A 19,326-nucleotide genomic window follows, 5' to 3' on the forward strand; every position below is an offset into this window, starting at 1 on the left:
ACCGTGACCCCATCCACCACCGATGTCGCCATCGTCGGCGGATCGACCGCCGGCCTGCGGGCCGCGGAAGCCGTCGCGCGCCATGCCCCGGAGCTGCGCGTCACGGTCATCAGCGACGAGCCGCACCTGCCGTACGAGCTCCCGCCGCTGTCCAAGGTCGCCCTGCACGACCGGCTCGACGTGGACGCGCTCGTCTATCCCTTCGCCACGGGCCTGCGGGACCAGGGGGTCGACTTCAGACTCAACACCCGTGCCCAGGCGCTCGACACGAGGACGAACACCGTCCTCCTGCCGGACGGACCGCTGACGTATCGCGCGCTCGTCATCGCGACCGGGTGCGAGCCGGTGATCCCGCCACTGTTCGCCGGTCGTTCCCGCGTGCACGCACTGCGCCGCTTCGAGGACGCGACCGCCCTGCGTGCGGCGGTCGCCGATCCGGCGGCCTGTGTCGCCATCGTCGGAGCCGGCTTCATCGGTGGCGAGTTCGCCTCGACGCTCGTGAAGGCAGGGCGCACTGTCTCCCTCATCGACCTGGCGGCGAAGCCGCTGGGGCGGTTCGGCGAGCCGGTCGCCGACGCCTACGCGGCACTGCATCGGGAGGCGGGCGTCGGCCTGTTCCTGGGCAGCGGTGTCGTCGACGTCAGCGAGCACGAAGGACGCCGCTCGCTGGTGCTCGACGACGGCACGCGGGTTCCCGCCGACGTGATCGTCGTCGGTGTCGGCGTTCGCCCGTCGATCGACTGGCTCCAGGACTCCGGCCTGACCTTCGACAACGGGATCCTGGCCGATGCCACTCTCCGGGCGGCGGACAACGTGTTCGTCGCCGGCGACATCGTCCGCTGGCCGAACGCGCGGTTCGACACGGTGATGCGGATCGAGCACTGGACCAGCGCCGCCGAGCAAGGACGCGCCGCGGGAATCAACGCCGTGAAGCGCATCCGCGGGAGCGGGGGCGAAGGCTTCACGAACGTGCCGTACTTCTGGTCGGACCAGCACGGCGTCCGCATCCAGTTCGCCGGTCATCTGACCGGCGACGAGGAGATCGTGGAGAGCCGCGCCGAGGACGGCTCCCTCTTCCTCTACCGGCGGGGCAAGGCGGTGACGGGCGTGCTGGCCTTCGAGCGGCGCGCCGAATTCGTCAAGCTGCGCGCGCGCCTGCGCCAGGAACTGAGCTGGCAGGCCGTCGGCGAGTTCGTGCCCTCAACAGTCTTCAGCAAGGAGTATCAGTGATGGGTGACGTGGCGAACCGGCGGACAGCGGTCATCACAGGGGCGGCTCAGGGACTAGGCGCAGCGATAGCGTTCCGCCTTGCCGGTGAGGGATACGCGATCGCCCTCCTGGACCTGCAGAAGGAGGGCCTGGAACACACCAGACAGAAGATAGAGCGCCAGTTCGCGGACACCACGGTCACGACGATCCCGGTCGACCTTTCCAGCGAGGAACTCGTCGCGGACGCGTTCGCGGAGATCGACGCCGCTCGCGGGCGCGTCGACGCGCTCGTGAACACCGCGGGCGGCAGCGGGACCGAGCAGGTGCGCGACATCGAAGAAGTGTCGTCGCAGACCTGGCACACCGTCCTGGACAACAACGTCACGAGCGCGTTCCTGTGCTGCAGGTACGCCGTCCCGATCATGCGCCGGAACGGCTACGGCCGGATCGTCACCTTCTCGTCCGCGGTGTCACGTGGCCTCTCCGGCCCGTCCGGGACCGTCGGCGCACGGCTTGCGTATGCCACATCCAAGGCGGCGATCAACGGTTTCACCAGGCAACTCGCCAAAGACCTCGCCCGCAGCGGGATCACCGTGAACGCGGTCTCCCCCGGGCTCGTCCTGCCCGAGGAGGGCCGTGTGAGGAGGGTGTTCGACACACTCCCCGACGCCGACCAGGCCGCCATCCGGGCGGCGATACCGGCCGGTCGAGCCGGTACGGCCCATGAGATCGCCTCGGCCGTCGCCTATCTGGTCTCAGAGGACGCCGGCTTCACCTCCGGCACAGTGCTGAGTGTCGACGGCGCGGCCTCCTAGTTGTGCTGTCCGGGACGTTGGGGCCCTGGCTTCCGTCCTCGTCCCGCAACCGCCACGTGTCAGAGCGACAAGAAAGGGAGCCGACCGTGCTCCAGTATCCGTTGGTCCTCGTGCCCGCTCTGGGCTGCGATGCCCGGCTGTGGCACCCGGTCGTCGACCGGGTCCACGACCTCGTGGAATGCGTGGTCGTTCAAGGCAGCGGGACCTCGATCGCGTCCATGGCGGACGACTTGCTCACCCAGGCACCGGACCGGTTCTACCTGGCCGGGATCTCGATGGGAGGCTACGTCTCCTTGGACATCGCACTCAAAGCGGCTGGGCGGGTCGCGGGACTGGCGCTGCTGAACACGTCCGCGATCGCCGCACCGCCCGACCGCAGGCAGAGCTCGATCGGCGTCGTCGAACTGGCCGAGTCCGGCCGGTTCGACGAGGCGGTGGACCTGGTCAGTGGTGCCGTCGCGCCGGCCCGCCCCGATGTGACCGCCCTCGCGGCCGCGATGGCTCGTGGCCTCGGCGCCGAAGTCTTCAAGGCACAGCAACTCGCGGTGCTGGACCGTCGCGATCGCACATCGGAGATCGCGAAGATCGCGGCGCCCACATTGATCGTCGCGGGTGATGCCGATGTGATCACTCCACTCCGGCTGAGCGCGGAGATGGCGAGTTCGATCCCCGATGCGGAGCTGCATGTGCTGGAAGGGATCGGCCACCTCTCCCCCCTCGAAGACCCGGCCGCAGTCGCAGCACGCATCAGGGACTGGCTTGTGCGCAGTGACGGCCGAGCCCGGAGGACAACACCATGACGCTCTCGTTCGATCACACGACGCACGGCCAGAGGGTGCTGTTGGGCACCAATGCCGCCGTCGCCAACACGGTGGAGGCGGTTCAGGGCCTCGGCGTGAAGCGGGTACTGCTCATCGCGGACGCGTTCGCGATGGCCCTCTGCGACGCGATCGCCGAACGGACCCCCGTCGTGGCGCGGGTCCACGAGATCGTCCAGCACGTGCCGGTCGAGAACGCCACGAGAACCGTCGCGCTTGCGCGAGAGCACCAGGCCGATGCGGTCGTCACGATCGGCGGCGGGTCCTCCATCGGCCTGGCGAAGATCGTCGCCCGGGATACCCACCTGCCGATCATCGCGGTGCCGACCACCTTCGCCGGCTCCGAGGCGACGAACGTATGGGGCGTCACGGAGGACGCGCGCAAGACCACAGGCGTCGACGACAAGGTACTGCCGAAGGTCATCGTCTACGACGCGTCCCTGATGGCGAGCCTGCCCGGACAACTGGCCGTCGCCAGCGGCCTCAACGCGGTCGCACACGCCGTCGACGGGTTCTGGGCACCCCGGCAGGACCCGATCAACAAGGCGATGGCGTCGGAGGGACTGCGCGCCCTCTTCCCCGGACTGCGCGCCCTGCACGCCGACCCCGACGACATCGGGGCCCGCGAGCAAACGCTCTACGGTGCCTACCTCGCCGCGGTCGCGTTTGCCTCGGCGGGTTCCGGAATGCACCACAAGATCTGCCACGCGCTCGGCGGCACCTACAACATGCCGCATGCCGAGACGCACTCCGTAGTCATCGGCTACGTCACGGCGTTCAACGCCCCGTACGCCGCTGACGCCGCCGAACGCATCGCCGCGGCCATCGGCGACGGCCGCACTGCCGCTGCCGGAATCCACGCACTCCGGCAGGAGGTCGAGGCCCCGATGTCGTTGCGGGAGCTCGGCTTCAAGGAGGAGGCCATCCCCGAGGCGGCCGGCATCATCCTCCCGGCCGTCCCGCCGTCCAACCCCCGCCCGGTGACCCGAGCCGCCCTCGAGGCGCTGCTGCACGCGGCCTGGGCGGGCGACGCTGTCGAGTGAGAGACGGGGCCGCGACCGTGGATGCCGTCTCCGGCGAGCAGACTACGCACCAGTAGTAGACGGCGGGGACCGGGCGCCTCCTGCTGCACCCGGTCAGTTCCAGGTCACGGGAAGTGTGGTGAGCCCGCGGAAGAACCAGCCGTGCCATGCCTCTTGGCGACGCGGGTCGGTGCGGAGCCCCGGAAGTTCCGTGTACAGCAACGGTATCGCGATCTCCCCGATGCCGATGCGGGCGGCCCAGTGACCGGCGCACAGGTGCACGCCGCTGCCGAAAGCGAGGTGCGGCTGTCGGGGGCGGGTGATGTCGAACTCATCGGCGCCATCGAACTCGGCGGGGTCACGATTGGCCGCGCCGACGACAACGCCGATCGGTGCGTGCGCCGGAAGCGTCACGTCCCTCAGCACAACCTCACGCGTCGTCACCCGACGGTACATGCCGATCGGGGACAGCCATCGCACGGTCTCGTCGAACACCGCCGGCCACAGGGCCGGATCGGCGAGCGCCCGCTCGCGTTGGCCGGGATGGCGGCTCAAAGCCCACACCGAGCTCGTGATCGCGTGCTGCGGTTCGTTCATGCCACCGGAAATGATCAGGTTGATGTCCGCGATGACCTGCGTCAGCGGGAGCTCTGCGTTGGCGAACGCGGATACGATCGTGTCGTCCGGGTGGGACCGGTAGTAAGGGATGAGTTCGTCGAGCAGGGCATCGACCTCCTCGCGGGCCGCGTCGTTGCGTCGCCAGATCTCCGGATCGTCGAAGAGGTTGCCGATGCCCGCGACGAAGGCGTTCGACCAACGCCGCATGTCCTCGATGTCGACGTCTTTGAATCCCAGCAGGTCGATCAGGTTCTGCGAGGCGACGGGGGCGGCGTAGTCGCGGTTGAGCTCGGCCTGGTCGGGGCCCTGCTCGCGCAGGGCGACGAGGTGAGTGCGAGCGTTGTGTTCGAACACCGGGGCCCAGCGGGCGCGCAGGTTCTTGGGCCGCAGGGTGGGGTTGATCACTCGCCGCTCGGTCGCGTGGTCAGGGTCGTCCTTGCTGAGCATCGGCCGGGCGCCCACCGCCCTGGCCATGGTGCCGCCGTCCCCGGTGAGTTTCGCGCTGTAGGTCTGCTGGTCCTCTTCGATGGCCCGGCACGCCCGGGACGAGGTCACCAGATACAGGTTCAGCGAGGGGACCCATGCCACCGGGGATTCGTCGAGCAGACGGCGGTAGGTGGGGTAGGGATCGGCGGACATCACCACGGGGTCCACCCAGTCCGCGCTGGGCACAGGAGAAGGCGACGTCATTGTCATGGGAGCTCCTCGGAGGAAGTGCGGATACTCAGCGGGCCGCCACGGTCTTCCGGGCGAACTCCTTGAGGCTGAACCCCGGATCGCGCAGTTGTCCGGGTTCTGGTGAGCGACCGGCCGCCAGCACGCGCCGCGCCGCCACGTGGTCAGCGGGACAATTGAGCGATTCGACAGCGACGAGGCGGCCCCGCCGGTAGCAGCAGACCGAGAAACGGCCGACATCGGGATCACCGGTCACGACACTCTCGTCATCGGGCCGGCGCACGCCGGCGATCTGCAGCTTCAGCTCACCTTGGTGGCTCCAGAACCAGGGCAGGTCCGCGTAGGTGTCAGTGCCACCGAGGATCATCGAGGCGGCGTGGCGAGCTTGGTCGGTGGCGTTCTGTACCGACTCCACCCGCATCCGGACACCGGCGTGCACGTTGGGGTGGTTGGCGCAGTCACCGACGGCGTAGACCGCAGAATCGGCGGTGCGCAGATACTCGTCGACGACGATCCCGTCCGCGACCGGAAGGCCGGCCTGAACGGCGAGTTCGACCCGCGGCACGACGCCGATACCGACGAGTACCAGATCGGCCGGGTACCTTGCGCCCTTTGTGCTGATGGCACCGTTCACGCGACCGCCGTCGCCGGTGAACCGTGCGACCGCCTCACCGAGCCGTAGATCGGTGCCGGCCTTCTGGTGTGCGGCGGCGATGTGGCCTGCCATTTCCGGGGACAGGGCTCGCCCCAGGGGGCGGTCCGCGGCCTCGATGACGGTGGCCCGGAGCCCATGCTCGCGGGCCGCAGCGGCGAACTCCAGGCCGATGAATCCGGCACCGACGACGAGGACCGCCCGGCTGTCGGGCAGGGCCGAACGCAGGGTCTCGGCATCGGCGAGGGTACGCAGCGTATGGATACCCGCCAGGTCGGCTCCTGGGACGGCGAGCGTGCGGTTGGCCGCCCCGGTGGCCAGCACCAGGACGTCGTAGGGCAACTCGCGACCGTCGGACAGCCGAACGGCTCGCGATCGCAGCTCCACAGTGGCCGCGGTGACACCGATGTACAGGTCTATGCGGTGGTCTGCGAAGTACTGCTGCGCCCGCAAGTGCGGCGCCGTCCGTGTCCCCGCGGGCGACAGGTACTCCTTGGACAGCGGTGGTCGCTGGTAGGGCAGGACGGGCTCGTCGCCGACGAGGGCCATGGGACCGACATGGCCGCTCTGGCGCAACGCATCCGCGACCTGAACCCCGGCCTGTCCGGCACCGATGACGACCACTCGGCGCCCGGCAGGGTCAGACCTGGGATTCGGGCACATCGACCTCGACCTCCTGCAGATCCACGCCCAGCGTCAGCTGACACCCCAGGCGGCTGCGTCGCCCGTCGCGCGGGCTGGCCGTGCACTCGAGCATTTCTTCCTCGTCATCGCCGATGGGCAGCAGCTCGCTCACGTAAGGATCACGAACGAGGACATGGCAGGTCGCGCACATCGCCTGCCCCCCGCACTCACCGACGATGCCGACCACGCCGTTCTGCACGGCCGCCCGCATCACACTGACACCGGCATCCGCCTCGACGATGTCCGTCGTGCCTCCGGCATGGTGGAAGATGATCTTAGGCAACAGAACCTCTCTCTTAGCGCGTCATGAGCGACGGATGGCGCGGCGGAGTCCCTCAGCCGAGCGGTCCCCAGAAGGTCTCGCCGCCGTAGGTGTCGGACAGCGGCGTCAGCGTCTGTGGCCACACGCCGGCCTGGACCTTCCGGCGTTCGTCCGTCGGCCGTACGCGGCCGTCCCAGCCGACCTGCTCCATGTAGTAGTACAGCTGCATCACGTGCCCGTCGGGGGCGACCGCGTGGATCACGTAGTCGATCCCCGCGTGGATCTCCTGCGGCAGGTCGATGAGCTTGACGCCCATTTCCTCCAAGTACTCCTTCGCCGCGCGGAGTTGCTCGTAGGAACCGACCTGTACACCGAAGGCGAGCAAGGTGGTGTCCTCGCGCGCGCCGAGCACGCTGCGCAGTTCCAGTGGGAGGAGCGTCAGGCTGTGATGCTCGGTGTTCGCCCGCAGAAAGAGGACGCGGTGGCCGGCGATCGAGGACTCCTCGCTCGTCCGCAGGCCGAGACGCTCGGTGTAGAAGCGCTCCGCCGCATCGAGGTCCTCGACAAAGATGCTCACCGGTCCGATCCGCACCGGCTTGAACGGTCGCGCGAGCAGAACACCGCCGACGTCGTACGTCTTGGGCAGCTCATCCACCCAGCGGTGACCCGACGTCAGATCGATGCCGCTGGTGCGGGCTTCGGCGAGTTCGGTCGACTCCGCCTTGTACGGCAGCTCGGGATGCTCGTTGAGCCACGGCCACGTCACCTCGGGCTTGCTCAGGCCGTCCCAGCCGACCTGCTCGATGCCGTACTCCAGCTCGTTGGTGTGGCCGCTCGGGTCCGGGAAGTAGGTGTGCCAGTTGGACCCGGGGTCGCGGCCGTAGCGCCCGATCTTCTGCCCCAGCTCGGCGAGCCAGAGCCGCGCCTCGACGACCTCGCGCAGGCTGCCGACCTGCCAGGTGATCTGGTTGACGGTGATGTCCGAACGGGCCGGCGGCTCCCGGTGCTCGATCCACGGGCGCGGCATGAGCACGAAGGTGTGGTGGTCGCTGTTGTGGCGCAGGAAGTAGACGTGCTTGTCGGGCACCGAGTCGAGCCAGGGGCCCGGGTCGTACTTCTGGAGATCGAGGGCGTCGGACACCGCGAATCCGAGCACGTCCCGGTAGAACCCCGCCGACTCGGCGGTGTTGTCGACGCTGACGCCGAAGTGGTTGAGCCGCCGGATCTTGAAGGGGCGGTCGTACAGGACGCCGCCGACCTGGAACTTCTGCGTGGTCATGTTGGTCTCCTCAGTCGGTCGGCTTGACGACTTCGTTGCGGATGGTGCCGATCAGGGCGGAGGAGACTTCCACGACGTCACCGGGCTTGAGGAACAGCGTGTCCGGGAACGATCCGTCGGACTGCTGCCGGCTGGAGTCGACGGCGGTGCCCTTGGGCGTGCCACTGGCAATCAGGTCACCGGGCAACAGGGTTGTGTCCCTGGAGAGATGCTCGGCGAGCGCGGCGAAGGAGTGGACCATGGAACGCGTGTTGCCGCTCTGGCGCACGTCGCCGTTGACCCGGCATTCGATGGGGATGTCCTGCGGATCGATACCGTCGTCGACGACGATCCAGGGTCCGATCGTCGCGGAGCCGTCGAAGTTCTTCGAGTACATGAAGTCGGGGCCGAAGGAGACGTTGTCCCTCACCGACCAGTCGTTGAACAGGGTGTAGCCCCACACATGGGAAGCGAGGTCATCGCCCTTGATGTCGCGGCCGCTTTTGCCGATCACGACGGCCACCTCCGCCTCGTAGTCCAGCCGCTGGGTGCGTGCCGGGTAGCGCAGCGGATCGCCGCTCGCGGTGACGGCACGGTGGTCCTTCACGAAGAACTTGGGTCCTCCCGCGAGGAGACGGTTGATGGTCGCCTCGGTGTCCTCGCCGTGAGAGTTCTCGGCCGCGCTCTGCATGTGGTCGGCGAAGTTGGCCAGAGCGCACAGGATGCGGGACTGGCCCTCGATCGGGGCGTGCAGCCGCGTCTCGTCAAGTCCGAACCAGAGCTGCTCACCTGCCGCCCCACGCACGTCCTGCGCCTGCTTCAGCAGGTACTCCAGTGCGGCCCGTGCACCGTCGAGGGCACGCGCCCCCTCTTCGATGAACGCGTTGAGGTGAGCGGGGACTGCTGCGGCCGCGTCAGCGAGTGGCCGGGCGGCAGAAGAGGTCTCGGCCAGGTACTTCGCGTACGCGGCGTTGATGTCGACGACGGAACCTTCGTGCACCACACCGACCCGCCGAGCGGGGCCGAATACTGCGACCTTCATTGTTCTCCTTGTGAACTGGTGGGGAAACGCCCCGTACGGCGGGGCGGCAGATCACGCCGCGTCGGGGTCGACGCCGACCTTGTCGAAGAGACGTCCGTCGGTGGGGGTGAGGCTGTAAATGGCCAGACGCGCGATCTTCCCGTCGCGGACGGTGAAGAAGTCGGCGAGTGCCACGGCATTCCCGTTCGCGATCAGGTCGATCTCGACAGCGACGTTCTCGCCATCGACGACAAGTCGTTTGGGGTTCGGCTTCATCGCACCGGGCGCGAGACCGTTTTCGTACATCCGCCTGATCGCGTCGGCACCGGTCAGCGTGCCGACGGCGTTCTGCAGGACGGCGTCCGCGGCGAAGAGGGCTGCCACGGCCTGCGGATCGCCCGCGGCGACTGAGGCGAAGTAGGCGCTGACGACCTCGACGGGACTCGTCATCACTGCCCTTCCTCTCGTGTTGTTCCTGGTGTCCGGCTCATGCCGGGAGGTACTTCGTCGAGGCGTAGACCGACTTGTACTCGAGGTAGGCGTTGATCCCCTCCGGACCGAGTTCGCGGCCGATGCCCGAGTCCTTGTAGCCGCCGAACGGGGCGCCGAGATCGAGGGTGTAGTAGTTGAGCCCGATGGTGCCGGTGCGGACGCGGCGCGCCACGGCCAGCGCGCGGTCCTCGTCGGCGCTCCAGACGGAGCCGCCGAGACCGTAGTTGCTGTCGTTGGCGATCCGGACCGCGTCATCGTCGTCGTCGAAGGGGATGAGGGCCATGACCGGGCCGAACACCTCCTCGCGGGCGAGCCGGTCGGCGTTGTCCACGTCGGCGAAGACTGTGGGCTGCACGAACCATCCCCTCTCCAGGTGATCTGGCCGGCCACCGCCGGTGACGAGTCGGGCGTCCGAGTTCTTGGCGATCTCTATGTAGTCGAGGACCCGTTCGAGGTGCGCACGGGTGGCCATCGGCCCCAGCGTCACCGAGGGGTCGAGGGGGTCTCCGAGCTGGTACGCGTCAGCGAAACCCGCGACGGCGTCGACGACTTCGTCGTAGCGGGAGCGTGCGACGAGGATCCGCGACTGGGTCGTGCAGGTCTGGCTGTTGTTGAGGAAGGAGGCGTTGTCCAGGCCGGCGAGGAGTGTCTCGACGTTCCCGTCCTCGAGGAAGATCGCAGCCGACTTGCCACCCAGTTCGAGGGTGACCCTGCGGATCAGCCGTCCGCACTCCTGGCCGATGGCCCGGCCGGCCTCGGTGGACCCGGTGAAGGCGATCTTGTCGACCAGCGGGTGGGACACGAGTGCGGCGCCGGCATCACGGTCACCGAGCACGATGTTCAGCACGCCTGCCGGCAGCCCGGCTTCCTGGGCGGCGTCGGCGAAGACGTACGAGTCGAGCGCGGTCTCCGGCGAGGGCTTCAGCACCACCGTGCACCCGGCGGCCAGTGCGGGTGCGATCTTGAACATGGCCAGCGCCTGCGGGAAGTTCCACGGTGTGATCGCGCCGACCACGCCGACCGGTTCGCGGCGGACGATCGTCGAGCCGGCCATGCTCGGGCGCGCCTCCTCCAGCGGAAGGCTCTCGACGACGTCGGCATAGATCCGCAGGAGGACGGCGGGCGCCCCGCCGTTCAGCATCTGCGAGAGCCCGATCGGCATTCCGTTCTCGCGGCTGACCAGGGTCGAGGTGTCCCCGGCGCGCTTTTCGAGCGCGTCCGCGAACCTGCGCAGCACCTCGGCACGTTCGGCCGCGGTGGTACGACCCCACGGTCCTTCGTCCAGGGCGCGCCGGGCGGCGCGGACGGCGGCGTCGATGTCCGCTTCCGTGCCCAGCGCGGCCACGCCGATGCGCTCACCCGTGGCGGCCTCGATCTGCTCCTGCACGCGGTCGCCGCTCGGGGCGGCCCATTCTCCATCGATGAAGAAGCGCTTCCGGTCGAGGTCGCTGGGGCGCTGGGTGGTGAGGGACATGGCTTCTCCTGCCTGTCACAAGACGGACATCGCCTGTAAACAAAGGATGTTGGCCGGAGCCGGAGTTGACGAGGCCGGGAATGTTCGCCCGGTGATTCATCTGGTGCATGAAGGTGTGCGCAGACCCACGGGCACGGCGTGCTGCGCCACCGGTACGCCGGTACGCCGGTGCGGGTGTCAGCCGGCTCGCTGCAGGATGGCCTTGGCCCGTGCGAGGACCGGGGCGTCGACCATGTGTCCGTCCACGCGGGCAGCGCTGCTCCCCATGGCGGATGCGACGACGCGGCGGGCCCAGCGGACCGCCTCCTCGTCGGGCCGGAAGGCGGCGTGGGTGAGCGCCACCTGCTTGGGGTGGACGAGGAGCTTCGCCGTGAAGCCGGTCTCCTTCGCCCGTCTCAGATCCCCGTCAAGGGCCTCGGCGTCGTCCAGCGCCGTGGTGACACCGTCGACGGGGCCTGGCAGCGCGGCCGCCCTCGATGCGAGTACCAGGGACGACCGGGCGTGGAGCATCGCGCTCCACCCGGGGTCGGCGCCCAGGTCGAGTGCGTAGTCGAGGTGCCCGAAAGCCAGGCGGGCGACTGCGGGGGTGCGGGCGATGTCATGGACGCGGACCATGCCGATCGCCGACTCGATCAAGGCGATCACCGGTACGCCGGCCCGCTCGGCGGCAGCCGTCGACGACTCCGGCGAGTCGGTTTTCGGAACCATGACCGCCACGAGGCCGGGGATTCCGGCAAGGGCGTCGAGGTCGGTGCCGTACCGCGGGCTCGACGCTTCGTTGATCCGCACGCATGCACGACCACCATGTGAGAGCCACTCGACCGCTGCTGCGCGCGCGCTGTCCTTGCGGTCTCCCGCGACCGCGTCCTCGAGGTCGATCACCACCAGATCTGCGCCCGAGTCGACCGCCTTGTCGAAGCGCGCCGGTTGATCGCCGGGCACGAAGAGAAACGACCTCGCCGCTTGTACGACGTTGTCCCGATGTGTGTGCGGCATGCTGACCACCCGCACCTAACGGCGGCTGTCCGTGAGCTCTGTCGGCGGCAGTGCTCCGAACTCGGCAAGTACGGCGTCGGTGTGTTCGCCGACTTCCGGAACCCGGCCCATGACCGGCTTCGCGCCCACGAAAGTCGCCGGCGGAATGAGCGCTCGTAGGGTCCCGGCCGGTGAGTCGTACTCCAGCCAGCGTCCTCGGGCCTTGAGCTGCGGATGATGCGCCAGGCCGGTCATGTCCCTCAGCAGGGCGTTCGCGATGCCCGCGGCCTCGAGTCGCTGTGCGACCTCCTCGGCGGTGCTGTCACGGAAGGCCCGCTCGATCTCGGCCTGCAGCTGCGTGCTGTGCTCCACTCGCGCGGAGTTCCGGATGAATCTCGGGTCGACGGCGAGGGTCGGCTCGCCGAGGATCCGCTCACAGAACGTGGCCCACTCGCGCTCGTTCTGGAGCCCGAGGAAGACCTGCTCGCCGTCCCCGCAACGGAACGGCCCGTACGGAGCGATGGCCGCGTGTCGCGCCCCGGTCCGCTCTGGTGGCGTGCCGCCGTACATGGCGTAGTTGAGCGGATAGCCCATCCATTCGGCGAGCGCCTCCAGCATCGAGATCTCGATCGTGACGCCCTCATCTGTCCGACCGCGCTGGATGAGTGCGGAGAGGATGCCGCTGTACGCGTACATGCCCGAGGCGATGTCCGCGATGGAGATGCCGACCTTCGAAGGCTCGTCCTGGGTGCCGGTGATGGAGACCAGGCCGGCCTCGCACTGGACGAGCAGGTCGTACGCCTTCTTGTCGGCATAGGGTCCGTCGCCGCCGTAGCCGGAGATCGAGACGTGGACGAGGCGGGGGTTGACGGCTCGGAGCGCTTCGGCGCCGAGCCCGAGCCGCTCGGCCGCGCCAGGGGCCAGATTCTGGACGAACACGTCGGCCCGGCTCACCAGAGCCGCAACGGCCGACCTGCCGTGGTCGCTCTTCAGGTCGAGCGCCACTGACTCCTTCGACCGGTTGAGCCAGACGAAGTGGCTCGCCAGCCCGCGGACGGTTTCGTCGTAGCCGCGGGCGAAATCGCCGGCGCCGGGACGCTCGATCTTGATCACTCGGGCTCCGAGATCAGCCAGCTGACGCGTCGCGAACGGCGCGGCGACGGCCTGCTCGAGGGAGACGACGAGGAGTCCGTCGAGGGGGTTCATGCTGAATTCCTTCGATTGTCTCAGACACGGGTCTGTGCGGCGAGCAGGGAGGGGGTCTCCAACTCCTTTGTGAAATACAGGCGTTCCGCGGCGAACTCGGGGTCGCGTGACATCCGCCGGAAGACTTCGAGGTCTTCGTCGAGCTTGACCGGATCGGCGGAGTGGAAGAGCAGTCGCTTGTTCGCGGAGGCCCGCGGGCTCGCCCTCTCCAGGAAGGCGCGGCGACGCAGTTCGGCGTAGAGGTCGAGGACGCCCTCGTCGGCGCGTTGCTGGATCACGGCGCCGAGTGCCTCGTTCAGGACGTAGGAGTCGAAGAGTCCCATCGTCAGTCCGAGGCCGCCGGTCGGATTGGTGGCGTGTGCCGCGTCGCCGGCGAGCAGGATCCGGCCCGCGCGGTAGGCGGACGCGCTGCGCTGATGCATCCGGTACGGCGAGAGCGCGACCAACTCCGTGCGTTGGGCGATGTCCTCCCCGAACACGCCGGCGAGGAATTTCGGGAGCCGCTCGGCCGCGGACTCGGCGGGCAGCGCGTCATCCTCCATGTAGGTGTAGCGCCACAGGCCGTGGTCACCCGACTCGTCGATCTTGGCGATGATCGCGCCGTAGACGTCGTCGACGTAGAACGTCGACTGCGCCCAGCCCGGGCGGGCGTCGGGGAAGCGCACGTTCGTCGCGACGAACCGCTCGGGCCATGTCATGCCGTCGAAACCGAGCCCGGCCTCGACACGGACCCTGGAGCCGGCGCCGTCTGCTCCGACGAGCCAGGGGGCGCGCAGAACCTTCCCGCCGCTCTCGGTGCGGACGGTGACCTCGACCCCGTCGCTGTCCTGGATGACCGCGGTGACCTCGTGGTCCCAGAGCACGCGGGCGTTCTCAAACGTCTCCAGGTGCCGCAGGATCACCTGGGCCAGCGCTCCCTGCCCCAGATGCAGGTTGTAGGGGCGCCGCACCCTGCCCTCGAGCGCGTGCAGTCCGTACGCGATGATCTCGCCGGTCCGACGCACCCGGTAGGCATAGTCCTGCTTCAGGAACCCGGCCCGAAGCGCGTCGTCGAGGACACCCAGACGAGCCAGACCATCGAGTGTGGCCCAGTGGTAGACCATCGCCCGTGGCGCGTCCTGCAGGGCCGACGCCCGCTCGACCACAGTGACGGCGACGCCCTGCTGCGCCAGGCCGAGTGCGTTGAGGAGCCCGGTCGGCCCGGCCCCTGCGACGATCACCTGTTGTTCCTCTGCCACCTGTCCTCCAGCTCTGGAAGCCACCGGCCGATACGGACCGCGAGCCTCAAGTCACCTTGCTGGAGAGGCAGCCATTGGTCCAATGTTGGTTGTTCGTCGCTTCGATACACTCCGCGCATGGATCTGCGGAACATCAGGTACTTCCTCGCCGTGGCGGACGCCGGATCCATCACCGAGGCGGCGAAGGCACTGCACCTGTCCCAGCCGCCGCTCAGCACGGCCATGGCGAAGCTCGAATCGGAGCTCGGCGTGCCCTTGCTGAACCGGTTGCCGCGCGGCGTCACCCTGACTCCGGCCGGTCGTTACCTGCAGGCCGCCGGCCGACGGCTCATCGCCGAGGAGCAGCGGCTGTCCGCGACCTTGCGGGCGATGGGTGAAGGGCTCGAAGGGGAACTGCGGGTCGGAGCCGAGCCCATGGGGCTGTGGCGGGTCGTGAGCACACGCGTCGCATCGTTCCTTTCCGCGCACCCTCGGGTATCGCTCGAACTGATGGACGCACCACCGCGGGTTCAGCTCGAGAACCTCGCCAACGGCTACCTGGACCTCGCCGTGATTCCCGTTCTGCCCCAGGAACCGTTGCAGCCCATCGGCGACGTCGCTTTCACCGTCGAGGTCGTCGCGACGCTGCCGCTGACGCTGATCGCCCCGCAAAGCTGGAATCTCGGTGCCTCGGAGCCCCTTTCCCTTGCCGGCCTGAGGGACCAGACGTGGATTCTGCCCAGAAGGCTGCCAGGCGCGCGAAGCCTCTCGCGGCTCATCGACGACCGCTTCACCTCCGTGGGCGGGAGTCCCACGAAGATCATCCCCGTCCCGACGGTGCAAACCGCGGTGACACTGGTCGCGGCAGGTCTCGGCGTATCGGTGATGAGCGACGAGATGGCCGCGCACCACCCCGGCGTGGACCGGGTCCCCGTCGCCGGGGGCTGGCCCGAGCTGCCTCTGGGCCTTGTGCGCAGGCAGGACGGGATCGTGACACCCGTCGCCGGGAGGTTCGCCGGGCTCTTCGGAGTGGACGAGACCGGGGAGTCGGCCGACTGAGCCGCCCCTTTCCCCGACAGGGACGCCGCGCCGAGCAGGTCGGCCGGGAGGGCGCGCACGTCTGTCCTCGCGGCCTCTCATGCACCTGACGCATAGGACTCCTCAACAACCCGCCGGTTCCCATCGAACAGGCCGCCTCGCACGATGGACGCACAGGGATCACTGGCCAGAGGGGACCTCGTGCTCGACTGCCGCACCCGGGTCAGCCATGAATCCCGCGACCTCAAAGATGACGGCCGGTTCGTCGGTGCCGCGACGCGCCGCCGCACCTCCTGCCGGACCGAGCGGGAGGCCGGCTGTGATGAAGACACACAAGGAACCAGGGAAGCGAGTCCCGATGACGTTGCCCCAGGAACTCTCCGCAGAGCAGCGTGCCCGCGAGGACGACCTCGTCCAGCGCGTGCTGCGCTCGTTCGACGACTGCGAGAAACCCCGGCTCGACCAAGTCCTGCGCTCGCTCGTCCGGCATCTGCACGCCTTCCTGCGCGAGGTCCGGCTCACCCAGGCGGAGTGGAAGACGGGCATCGACTTCCTCACCGAGGCAGGCCACGTCACCGACGACAAGCGGCAGGAGTTCGTCCTGCTCTCCGACGTGCTGGGCGTCTCGATGCAGACCATCGCCATGAACAACGAGGTGTACGGCGACGCCACGGAGGCCACCGTTTTCGGGCCCTTCTTCGTCGACGGCTCGCCACGCATCGACAACGGCGGCGACATCGCCTTCGGCGCCCAGGGGCAACCGTGCTGGGTCGAGGGAACCGTCACCGACTCCGAGGGCAAACCTGTGCCCGGCGCGCGCATCGACGTATGGGAGGCCGACCACGACGGCCTCTACGACGTGCAGTACGACGACGACCGGGTGGCCGCGCGGGCCCATCTCCTCACTGACGAGGACGGCGGCTACCGCTTCTGGGCGATCACGCCCACGCCGTACCCGATCCCGCACGACGGCCCCGTCGGCCGGCTGCTCGCCGCTGCGGGCCGGTCGCCCATGCGCGCCTCGCACCTGCATTTCATGGTGACCGCGCCGGGCACCCGCCGGCTGGTGACGCACATCTTCGTGCGCGGTGACGAGCTGCTCGGCACGGACGCCGTCTTCGGCGTGAAGGAGTCGCTGGTCAAGGACTTCGTACAGCAACCCGCGGGCACCTTGCCCCCCGACGGCCGCCCGGTGGACCACGACTGGGCGCGCGTCAGGTTCGACATCGTGCTGGCGCCTTCTGCCTCGCCAACCGGCACACCGGCGAGCGCGGCCCCGTCCTCGCGGTCGGCGGCAACATGGACCTCGCGATCGGAGCCAAGGACGTCTACGTCATGACGGCCCTCTTCACATCCTCCGGCGCACCTAAGCCGGTGCCCGCGTGCGCCTATCAGCTATCCGGCGCCGGGAGCCGATCAGCCGGGTCTTCACCGACCTCGCCGTCTTCGGTCTCGGCCCGTCCTGACCCGAAGCGTCACCCCTCGCCCCCTAGCGCCTGGGCCGCCCATACGCCTGCTTCGGTGCGCGAGCGAAAGCCGAGCTTGTGAAGAATGTGTTCTACGTGGACCTCGACTGTTCTCGGGGAAAGCACAAGCCTTGTGGCAATGGACCGATTGCTGAGGCCCTCCGCAAGCAGTGACGCGACCTCCCTTTCCCTTCGAGTCAGCAGGTCGAGCTCGGCCACTACGGCTGCCTGGTCCTCCGGTGCGCCGGCAGCACCGCCGAGTGCGAGGCTCATGCGTCGGCCCGGCTCCAGGCGCCGCCCCATCTCGTGGATTCGTTGGAACGCGCCTTCTCCCAGGCGGTCTCGTACGGCGCGCTCAATGGCTTCGTACCGCGAGACAAGCACCGGCCCGAAGGCCTTGAGTCCGGTGTCGAGCAGGGTCCACATGGCTGCGACGGCCCCGAGCAGCTCTGCCGCCCTTCTGGGGTCGCCGTTGTCCAGGGCGATGCCGGCCATCAGGTTGATGACGAGCGCCGTGCCGAGGTCGTCCCGGAAGTCGTGTTTGAGCTCGAGGCTCTGCTTGGCCAGCTCATTCGCGACGTCCAAGGACTGACGCGTCCAGGCGTCGAACGCCAGCACCCACAGGGCGTAGGAGCGCACCCACGTCTCGCCCAGGCTCTCGCTGAGGCTGACGACTTCCTGGCAGGCGTCCGACGCCCCCTGGTGGTCTCCCAGCACACTCTTGACCATCCCGAGCAGGAACAGGGTTATGAGCTGCCCCTCTGCGTCCGACAGGTCCGTGTGACCTCTATATGCCGCCTCCAAGGCTTCCTGGGCGGCGTCGAGATCCCCTGCGGTCAGGGCGGTTTGCCCTCTCCATGTAGCCGTGTGCGCAGCCAGCCTCCGGTCCTTGGTCGAGCGCGCGATCTCGTCGGCCTCTCTCAGGAATTCTTGGGCCCTGGGCAATTCCCCGTGCATGGCCATGACCGCCGCCGCTGCCCAGAGAGCGTTGCCACGTTCGACGGATTCGGCCATGTCCACGGCAAGTGCCCGCTCCAGCCAGCGTCTGCCTTCACGGAGATGGCCGGTGATCCAGTAGAAGCGAAGGCTTGATGCGAACTCCAACACGTCCCGGGAGCTACCCGGGTCCCGGGAGAGATCGTTGAAGGCCAGCTCGAGGTTACTGAAATCGGATTCCAACCGCTGTATGGCATCGGCCTGGCCAGGGCCGAAGAAATTACTCGCGGAGTGCGTCGCGCACGCCCGGTAGTACGCCACGTGCGCACTCCGAGCGTGGACGAGGTCCTCACTCCCCTGAGCGCGCTCCAGGGCGAAATCTCGCAGCGTCTCCAGGAGCCGGTAGCGCATGTCTCCCCGCGTCAGTTCAGGGAGGAGGATCGACTTGGAGACCAGGCCGTCGAGCGCGTCGATGAGCTTGGCGCCTTCCAGGGGCGGAAAACCCCCCACGGCTTGGATCGCCGCAAGATCGGGGCTGCCGCTGAAGGCGGCCATCCTCGCCCAGAGCAGCTGCTCGTCCCGGGAGCAGAGGTCGTAGCTCCACCGCACCAGCGCGTCGAGCGAGTGGTGGTGCGGAGTCGCGGTGGGGTCGCCCCGGTTCAGGAGCGCGAATCGATCGTTGATGCGGTCCAGCAGCTCCTTCACCGGCAGGGACCGCAGTCGCGCGGCGGCGAGTTCGATGGCCAGCGGCATGCCGTCCAGGCGAGCGACCAGTTTCGCCACTGCCGACGTCTCGTACTCGGTGATCTCGAACTGATCGTTGACGGCCCTGGCGCGGGCTTCGAGCATGGCCACAGCCGGATAGTCGCGCAGCTCACCTACGGTGACGTCCCGCTCCTGCGGAGGAACGGGCAGGGGGCGGACGACGATCACGCGCTCATCCCTGATCCTCAGCGGCTCTCTGCTGGTGGTCAGCACCCGCAGCTCGCTGGAGGCGGCGAGGAGTGCGGTCACGAGTCGTCGGCATCCCGGGAGGACGTGCTCGCAGTTGTCCAGGACCAGGAGCATCGAGCGGCCCGCCACATGACGGCGGAGTTGTTCCTCGGCTTCCATGGTCGGTACGGCACTCAGCCCGAGGCTCGTCGCCACCGTTTCGGCGATGGTGTCCGAGCTCCGTTGAGCACCCAGCTCGACGAACCACGTCCCCTCTGTGAAAGCTCGTTCGAGTGTCGTCGCCATCGCGGCAGCCAACGAGGTCTTGCCCACCCCGCCGGGACCGGTGAGCGTCACGAGGCGGTGGGAAGAGAACAGCTGGCGGGCAGCGGCAACCTCACCCTCACGTCCGAACAGAGCGGTCGAAGGGGATGCCGACGGTCGAAAGGTGGCTGCGTGCCTGCTCATGAGGGTCATTCTGGGCCGACGTCCCCCACGGGCAAACCCATCTGCACGCACCGACTGCCGCCTGCCCCTCTGCCGGTCGGGCGGGAC

Annotated in this window: 17 protein-coding genes; 6 read left to right on the top strand and 11 right to left on the bottom strand. The window is 68.5% G+C overall.

Annotated features, from left to right (window positions below; genetic code table 11):
* Positions 1 to 3 precede the first annotated feature (3 nt).
* From BFN33_RS02330 to BFN33_RS02345, 4 genes are all read left to right on the top strand, one after another.
* Positions 4 to 1,230: an NAD(P)/FAD-dependent oxidoreductase gene (locus BFN33_RS02330; protein ID WP_069758136.1), complete on the top strand. Its 1,227-nt coding sequence runs from the start codon at positions 4 to 6 to the stop codon at positions 1,228 to 1,230.
* Positions 1,230 to 2,024: an SDR family NAD(P)-dependent oxidoreductase gene (locus BFN33_RS02335; protein WP_069758137.1), complete on the top strand. Its 795-nt coding sequence runs from the start codon at positions 1,230 to 1,232 to the stop codon at positions 2,022 to 2,024. The genes BFN33_RS02330 and BFN33_RS02335 overlap by 1 nt, the downstream gene beginning before the upstream one ends.
* Positions 2,025 to 2,110: 86 nt before the next feature.
* Complete coding sequence (locus BFN33_RS02340; RefSeq protein WP_256122599.1) at positions 2,111 to 2,824, top strand: alpha/beta fold hydrolase; 714 nt, start codon at positions 2,111 to 2,113, stop codon at positions 2,822 to 2,824.
* Positions 2,821 to 3,885, top strand: a complete 1,065-nt coding sequence (locus tag BFN33_RS02345; protein WP_069758138.1) for a maleylacetate reductase — start codon at positions 2,821 to 2,823, stop codon at positions 3,883 to 3,885. The genes BFN33_RS02340 and BFN33_RS02345 overlap by 4 nt, the downstream gene beginning before the upstream one ends.
* 93 nt (positions 3,886 to 3,978) lie before the next feature.
* On the opposite strand, the gene BFN33_RS02350 is transcribed toward BFN33_RS02345, so the two are convergent.
* From BFN33_RS02350 to BFN33_RS02395, 10 genes are all read right to left on the bottom strand, one after another.
* Complete coding sequence (locus BFN33_RS02350) at positions 3,979 to 5,178, bottom strand: cytochrome P450 (protein WP_069758139.1); 1,200 nt, start codon at positions 5,176 to 5,178, stop codon at positions 3,979 to 3,981.
* A gap of 28 nt (positions 5,179 to 5,206) precedes the next feature.
* A complete protein-coding gene (locus tag BFN33_RS02355) occupies positions 5,207 to 6,472 on the bottom strand; it encodes an NAD(P)/FAD-dependent oxidoreductase (protein ID WP_069758140.1) in 1,266 nt (421 codons plus the stop codon).
* Positions 6,450 to 6,776 (bottom strand): 2Fe-2S iron-sulfur cluster-binding protein, encoded by a 327-nt coding sequence (locus BFN33_RS02360; RefSeq protein WP_069758141.1) that lies wholly within the window; start codon positions 6,774 to 6,776, stop codon positions 6,450 to 6,452. Before BFN33_RS02360 ends, BFN33_RS02355 begins: the two co-directional genes overlap by 23 nt.
* A 52-nt stretch (positions 6,777 to 6,828) precedes the next feature.
* Positions 6,829 to 8,034, bottom strand: a complete 1,206-nt coding sequence (locus BFN33_RS02365; RefSeq protein WP_069758142.1) for a VOC family protein — start codon at positions 8,032 to 8,034, stop codon at positions 6,829 to 6,831.
* Between the two features lie 10 nt (positions 8,035 to 8,044).
* On the bottom strand, positions 8,045 to 9,055 hold the full coding sequence (locus BFN33_RS02370; RefSeq protein ID WP_069758143.1) for a fumarylacetoacetate hydrolase family protein: 1,011 nt from the start codon (positions 9,053 to 9,055) through the stop codon (positions 8,045 to 8,047).
* 51 nt (positions 9,056 to 9,106) lie between these two features.
* Complete coding sequence (locus BFN33_RS02375) at positions 9,107 to 9,484, bottom strand: nuclear transport factor 2 family protein (RefSeq protein WP_069758144.1); 378 nt, start codon at positions 9,482 to 9,484, stop codon at positions 9,107 to 9,109.
* Positions 9,485 to 9,521: 37 nt separating this feature from the next.
* On the bottom strand, positions 9,522 to 11,000 hold the full coding sequence (locus BFN33_RS02380) for an aldehyde dehydrogenase (protein WP_069758145.1): 1,479 nt from the start codon (positions 10,998 to 11,000) through the stop codon (positions 9,522 to 9,524).
* A gap of 177 nt (positions 11,001 to 11,177) precedes the next feature.
* A complete protein-coding gene (locus tag BFN33_RS02385) occupies positions 11,178 to 11,996 on the bottom strand; it encodes a CoA ester lyase (protein ID WP_069758906.1) in 819 nt (272 codons plus the stop codon).
* Between the two features lie 15 nt (positions 11,997 to 12,011).
* Positions 12,012 to 13,181 (bottom strand): CaiB/BaiF CoA-transferase family protein, encoded by a 1,170-nt coding sequence (locus BFN33_RS02390; protein ID WP_069758146.1) that lies wholly within the window; start codon positions 13,179 to 13,181, stop codon positions 12,012 to 12,014.
* A gap of 20 nt (positions 13,182 to 13,201) precedes the next feature.
* A complete protein-coding gene (locus tag BFN33_RS02395; RefSeq protein WP_069758147.1) occupies positions 13,202 to 14,419 on the bottom strand; it encodes an NAD(P)/FAD-dependent oxidoreductase in 1,218 nt (405 codons plus the stop codon).
* Positions 14,420 to 14,536: 117 nt separating this feature from the next.
* Here BFN33_RS02395 and BFN33_RS02400 point away from each other — a divergent pair, with 117 nt between their 5' ends.
* Both BFN33_RS02400 and BFN33_RS02405 read left to right on the top strand, forming a co-directional pair.
* Positions 14,537 to 15,457, top strand: coding sequence for a LysR family transcriptional regulator (locus BFN33_RS02400; RefSeq protein WP_069758148.1), 921 nt, complete (start codon positions 14,537 to 14,539; stop codon positions 15,455 to 15,457).
* A 337-nt stretch (positions 15,458 to 15,794) separates the two neighbouring features.
* A complete protein-coding gene (locus BFN33_RS02405) occupies positions 15,795 to 16,775 on the top strand; it encodes an intradiol ring-cleavage dioxygenase (RefSeq protein ID WP_079140514.1) in 981 nt (326 codons plus the stop codon).
* Between the two features lie 136 nt (positions 16,776 to 16,911).
* On the opposite strand, the gene BFN33_RS02410 is transcribed toward BFN33_RS02405, so the two are convergent.
* Positions 16,912 to 19,239 (bottom strand): LuxR C-terminal-related transcriptional regulator, encoded by a 2,328-nt coding sequence (locus tag BFN33_RS02410; RefSeq protein ID WP_256122600.1) that lies wholly within the window; start codon positions 19,237 to 19,239, stop codon positions 16,912 to 16,914.
* Positions 19,240 to 19,326 lie beyond the last annotated feature (87 nt).

This window comes from Streptomyces sp. LUP47B (genome assembly GCF_001746295.1).
Taxonomy (GTDB): Bacteria; Actinomycetota; Actinomycetes; order Streptomycetales; family Streptomycetaceae; genus Streptomyces.

Bases quoted from the DNA above. Each gene is read 5' to 3' on its own strand.
- BFN33_RS02385 (WP_069758906.1), bottom strand. From the start codon at position 11,996: ATGCCGCACACACATCGGGACAACGTCGTACAAGCGGCGAGGTCGTTT.
- BFN33_RS02405 (WP_079140514.1), top strand. From the start codon at position 15,795: ATGACGTTGCCCCAGGAACTCTCCGCAGAGCAGCGTGCCCGCGAGGAC.
- BFN33_RS02400 (WP_069758148.1), top strand. From the start codon at position 14,537: ATGGATCTGCGGAACATCAGGTACTTCCTCGCCGTGGCGGACGCCGGA.
- BFN33_RS02410 (WP_256122600.1), bottom strand. From the start codon at position 19,239: ATGAGCAGGCACGCAGCCACCTTTCGACCGTCGGCATCCCCTTCGACC.
- BFN33_RS02365 (WP_069758142.1), bottom strand. From the start codon at position 8,034: ATGACCACGCAGAAGTTCCAGGTCGGCGGCGTCCTGTACGACCGCCCC.
- BFN33_RS02350 (WP_069758139.1), bottom strand. From the start codon at position 5,178: ATGACAATGACGTCGCCTTCTCCTGTGCCCAGCGCGGACTGGGTGGAC.
- BFN33_RS02390 (WP_069758146.1), bottom strand. From the start codon at position 13,181: ATGAACCCCCTCGACGGACTCCTCGTCGTCTCCCTCGAGCAGGCCGTC.
- BFN33_RS02375 (WP_069758144.1), bottom strand. From the start codon at position 9,484: ATGACGAGTCCCGTCGAGGTCGTCAGCGCCTACTTCGCCTCAGTCGCC.
- BFN33_RS02355 (WP_069758140.1), bottom strand. From the start codon at position 6,472: ATGTGCCCGAATCCCAGGTCTGACCCTGCCGGGCGCCGAGTGGTCGTC.
- BFN33_RS02370 (WP_069758143.1), bottom strand. From the start codon at position 9,055: ATGAAGGTCGCAGTATTCGGCCCCGCTCGGCGGGTCGGTGTGGTGCAC.
- BFN33_RS02335 (WP_069758137.1), top strand. From the start codon at position 1,230: ATGGGTGACGTGGCGAACCGGCGGACAGCGGTCATCACAGGGGCGGCT.
- BFN33_RS02380 (WP_069758145.1), bottom strand. From the start codon at position 11,000: ATGTCCCTCACCACCCAGCGCCCCAGCGACCTCGACCGGAAGCGCTTC.
- BFN33_RS02345 (WP_069758138.1), top strand. From the start codon at position 2,821: ATGACGCTCTCGTTCGATCACACGACGCACGGCCAGAGGGTGCTGTTG.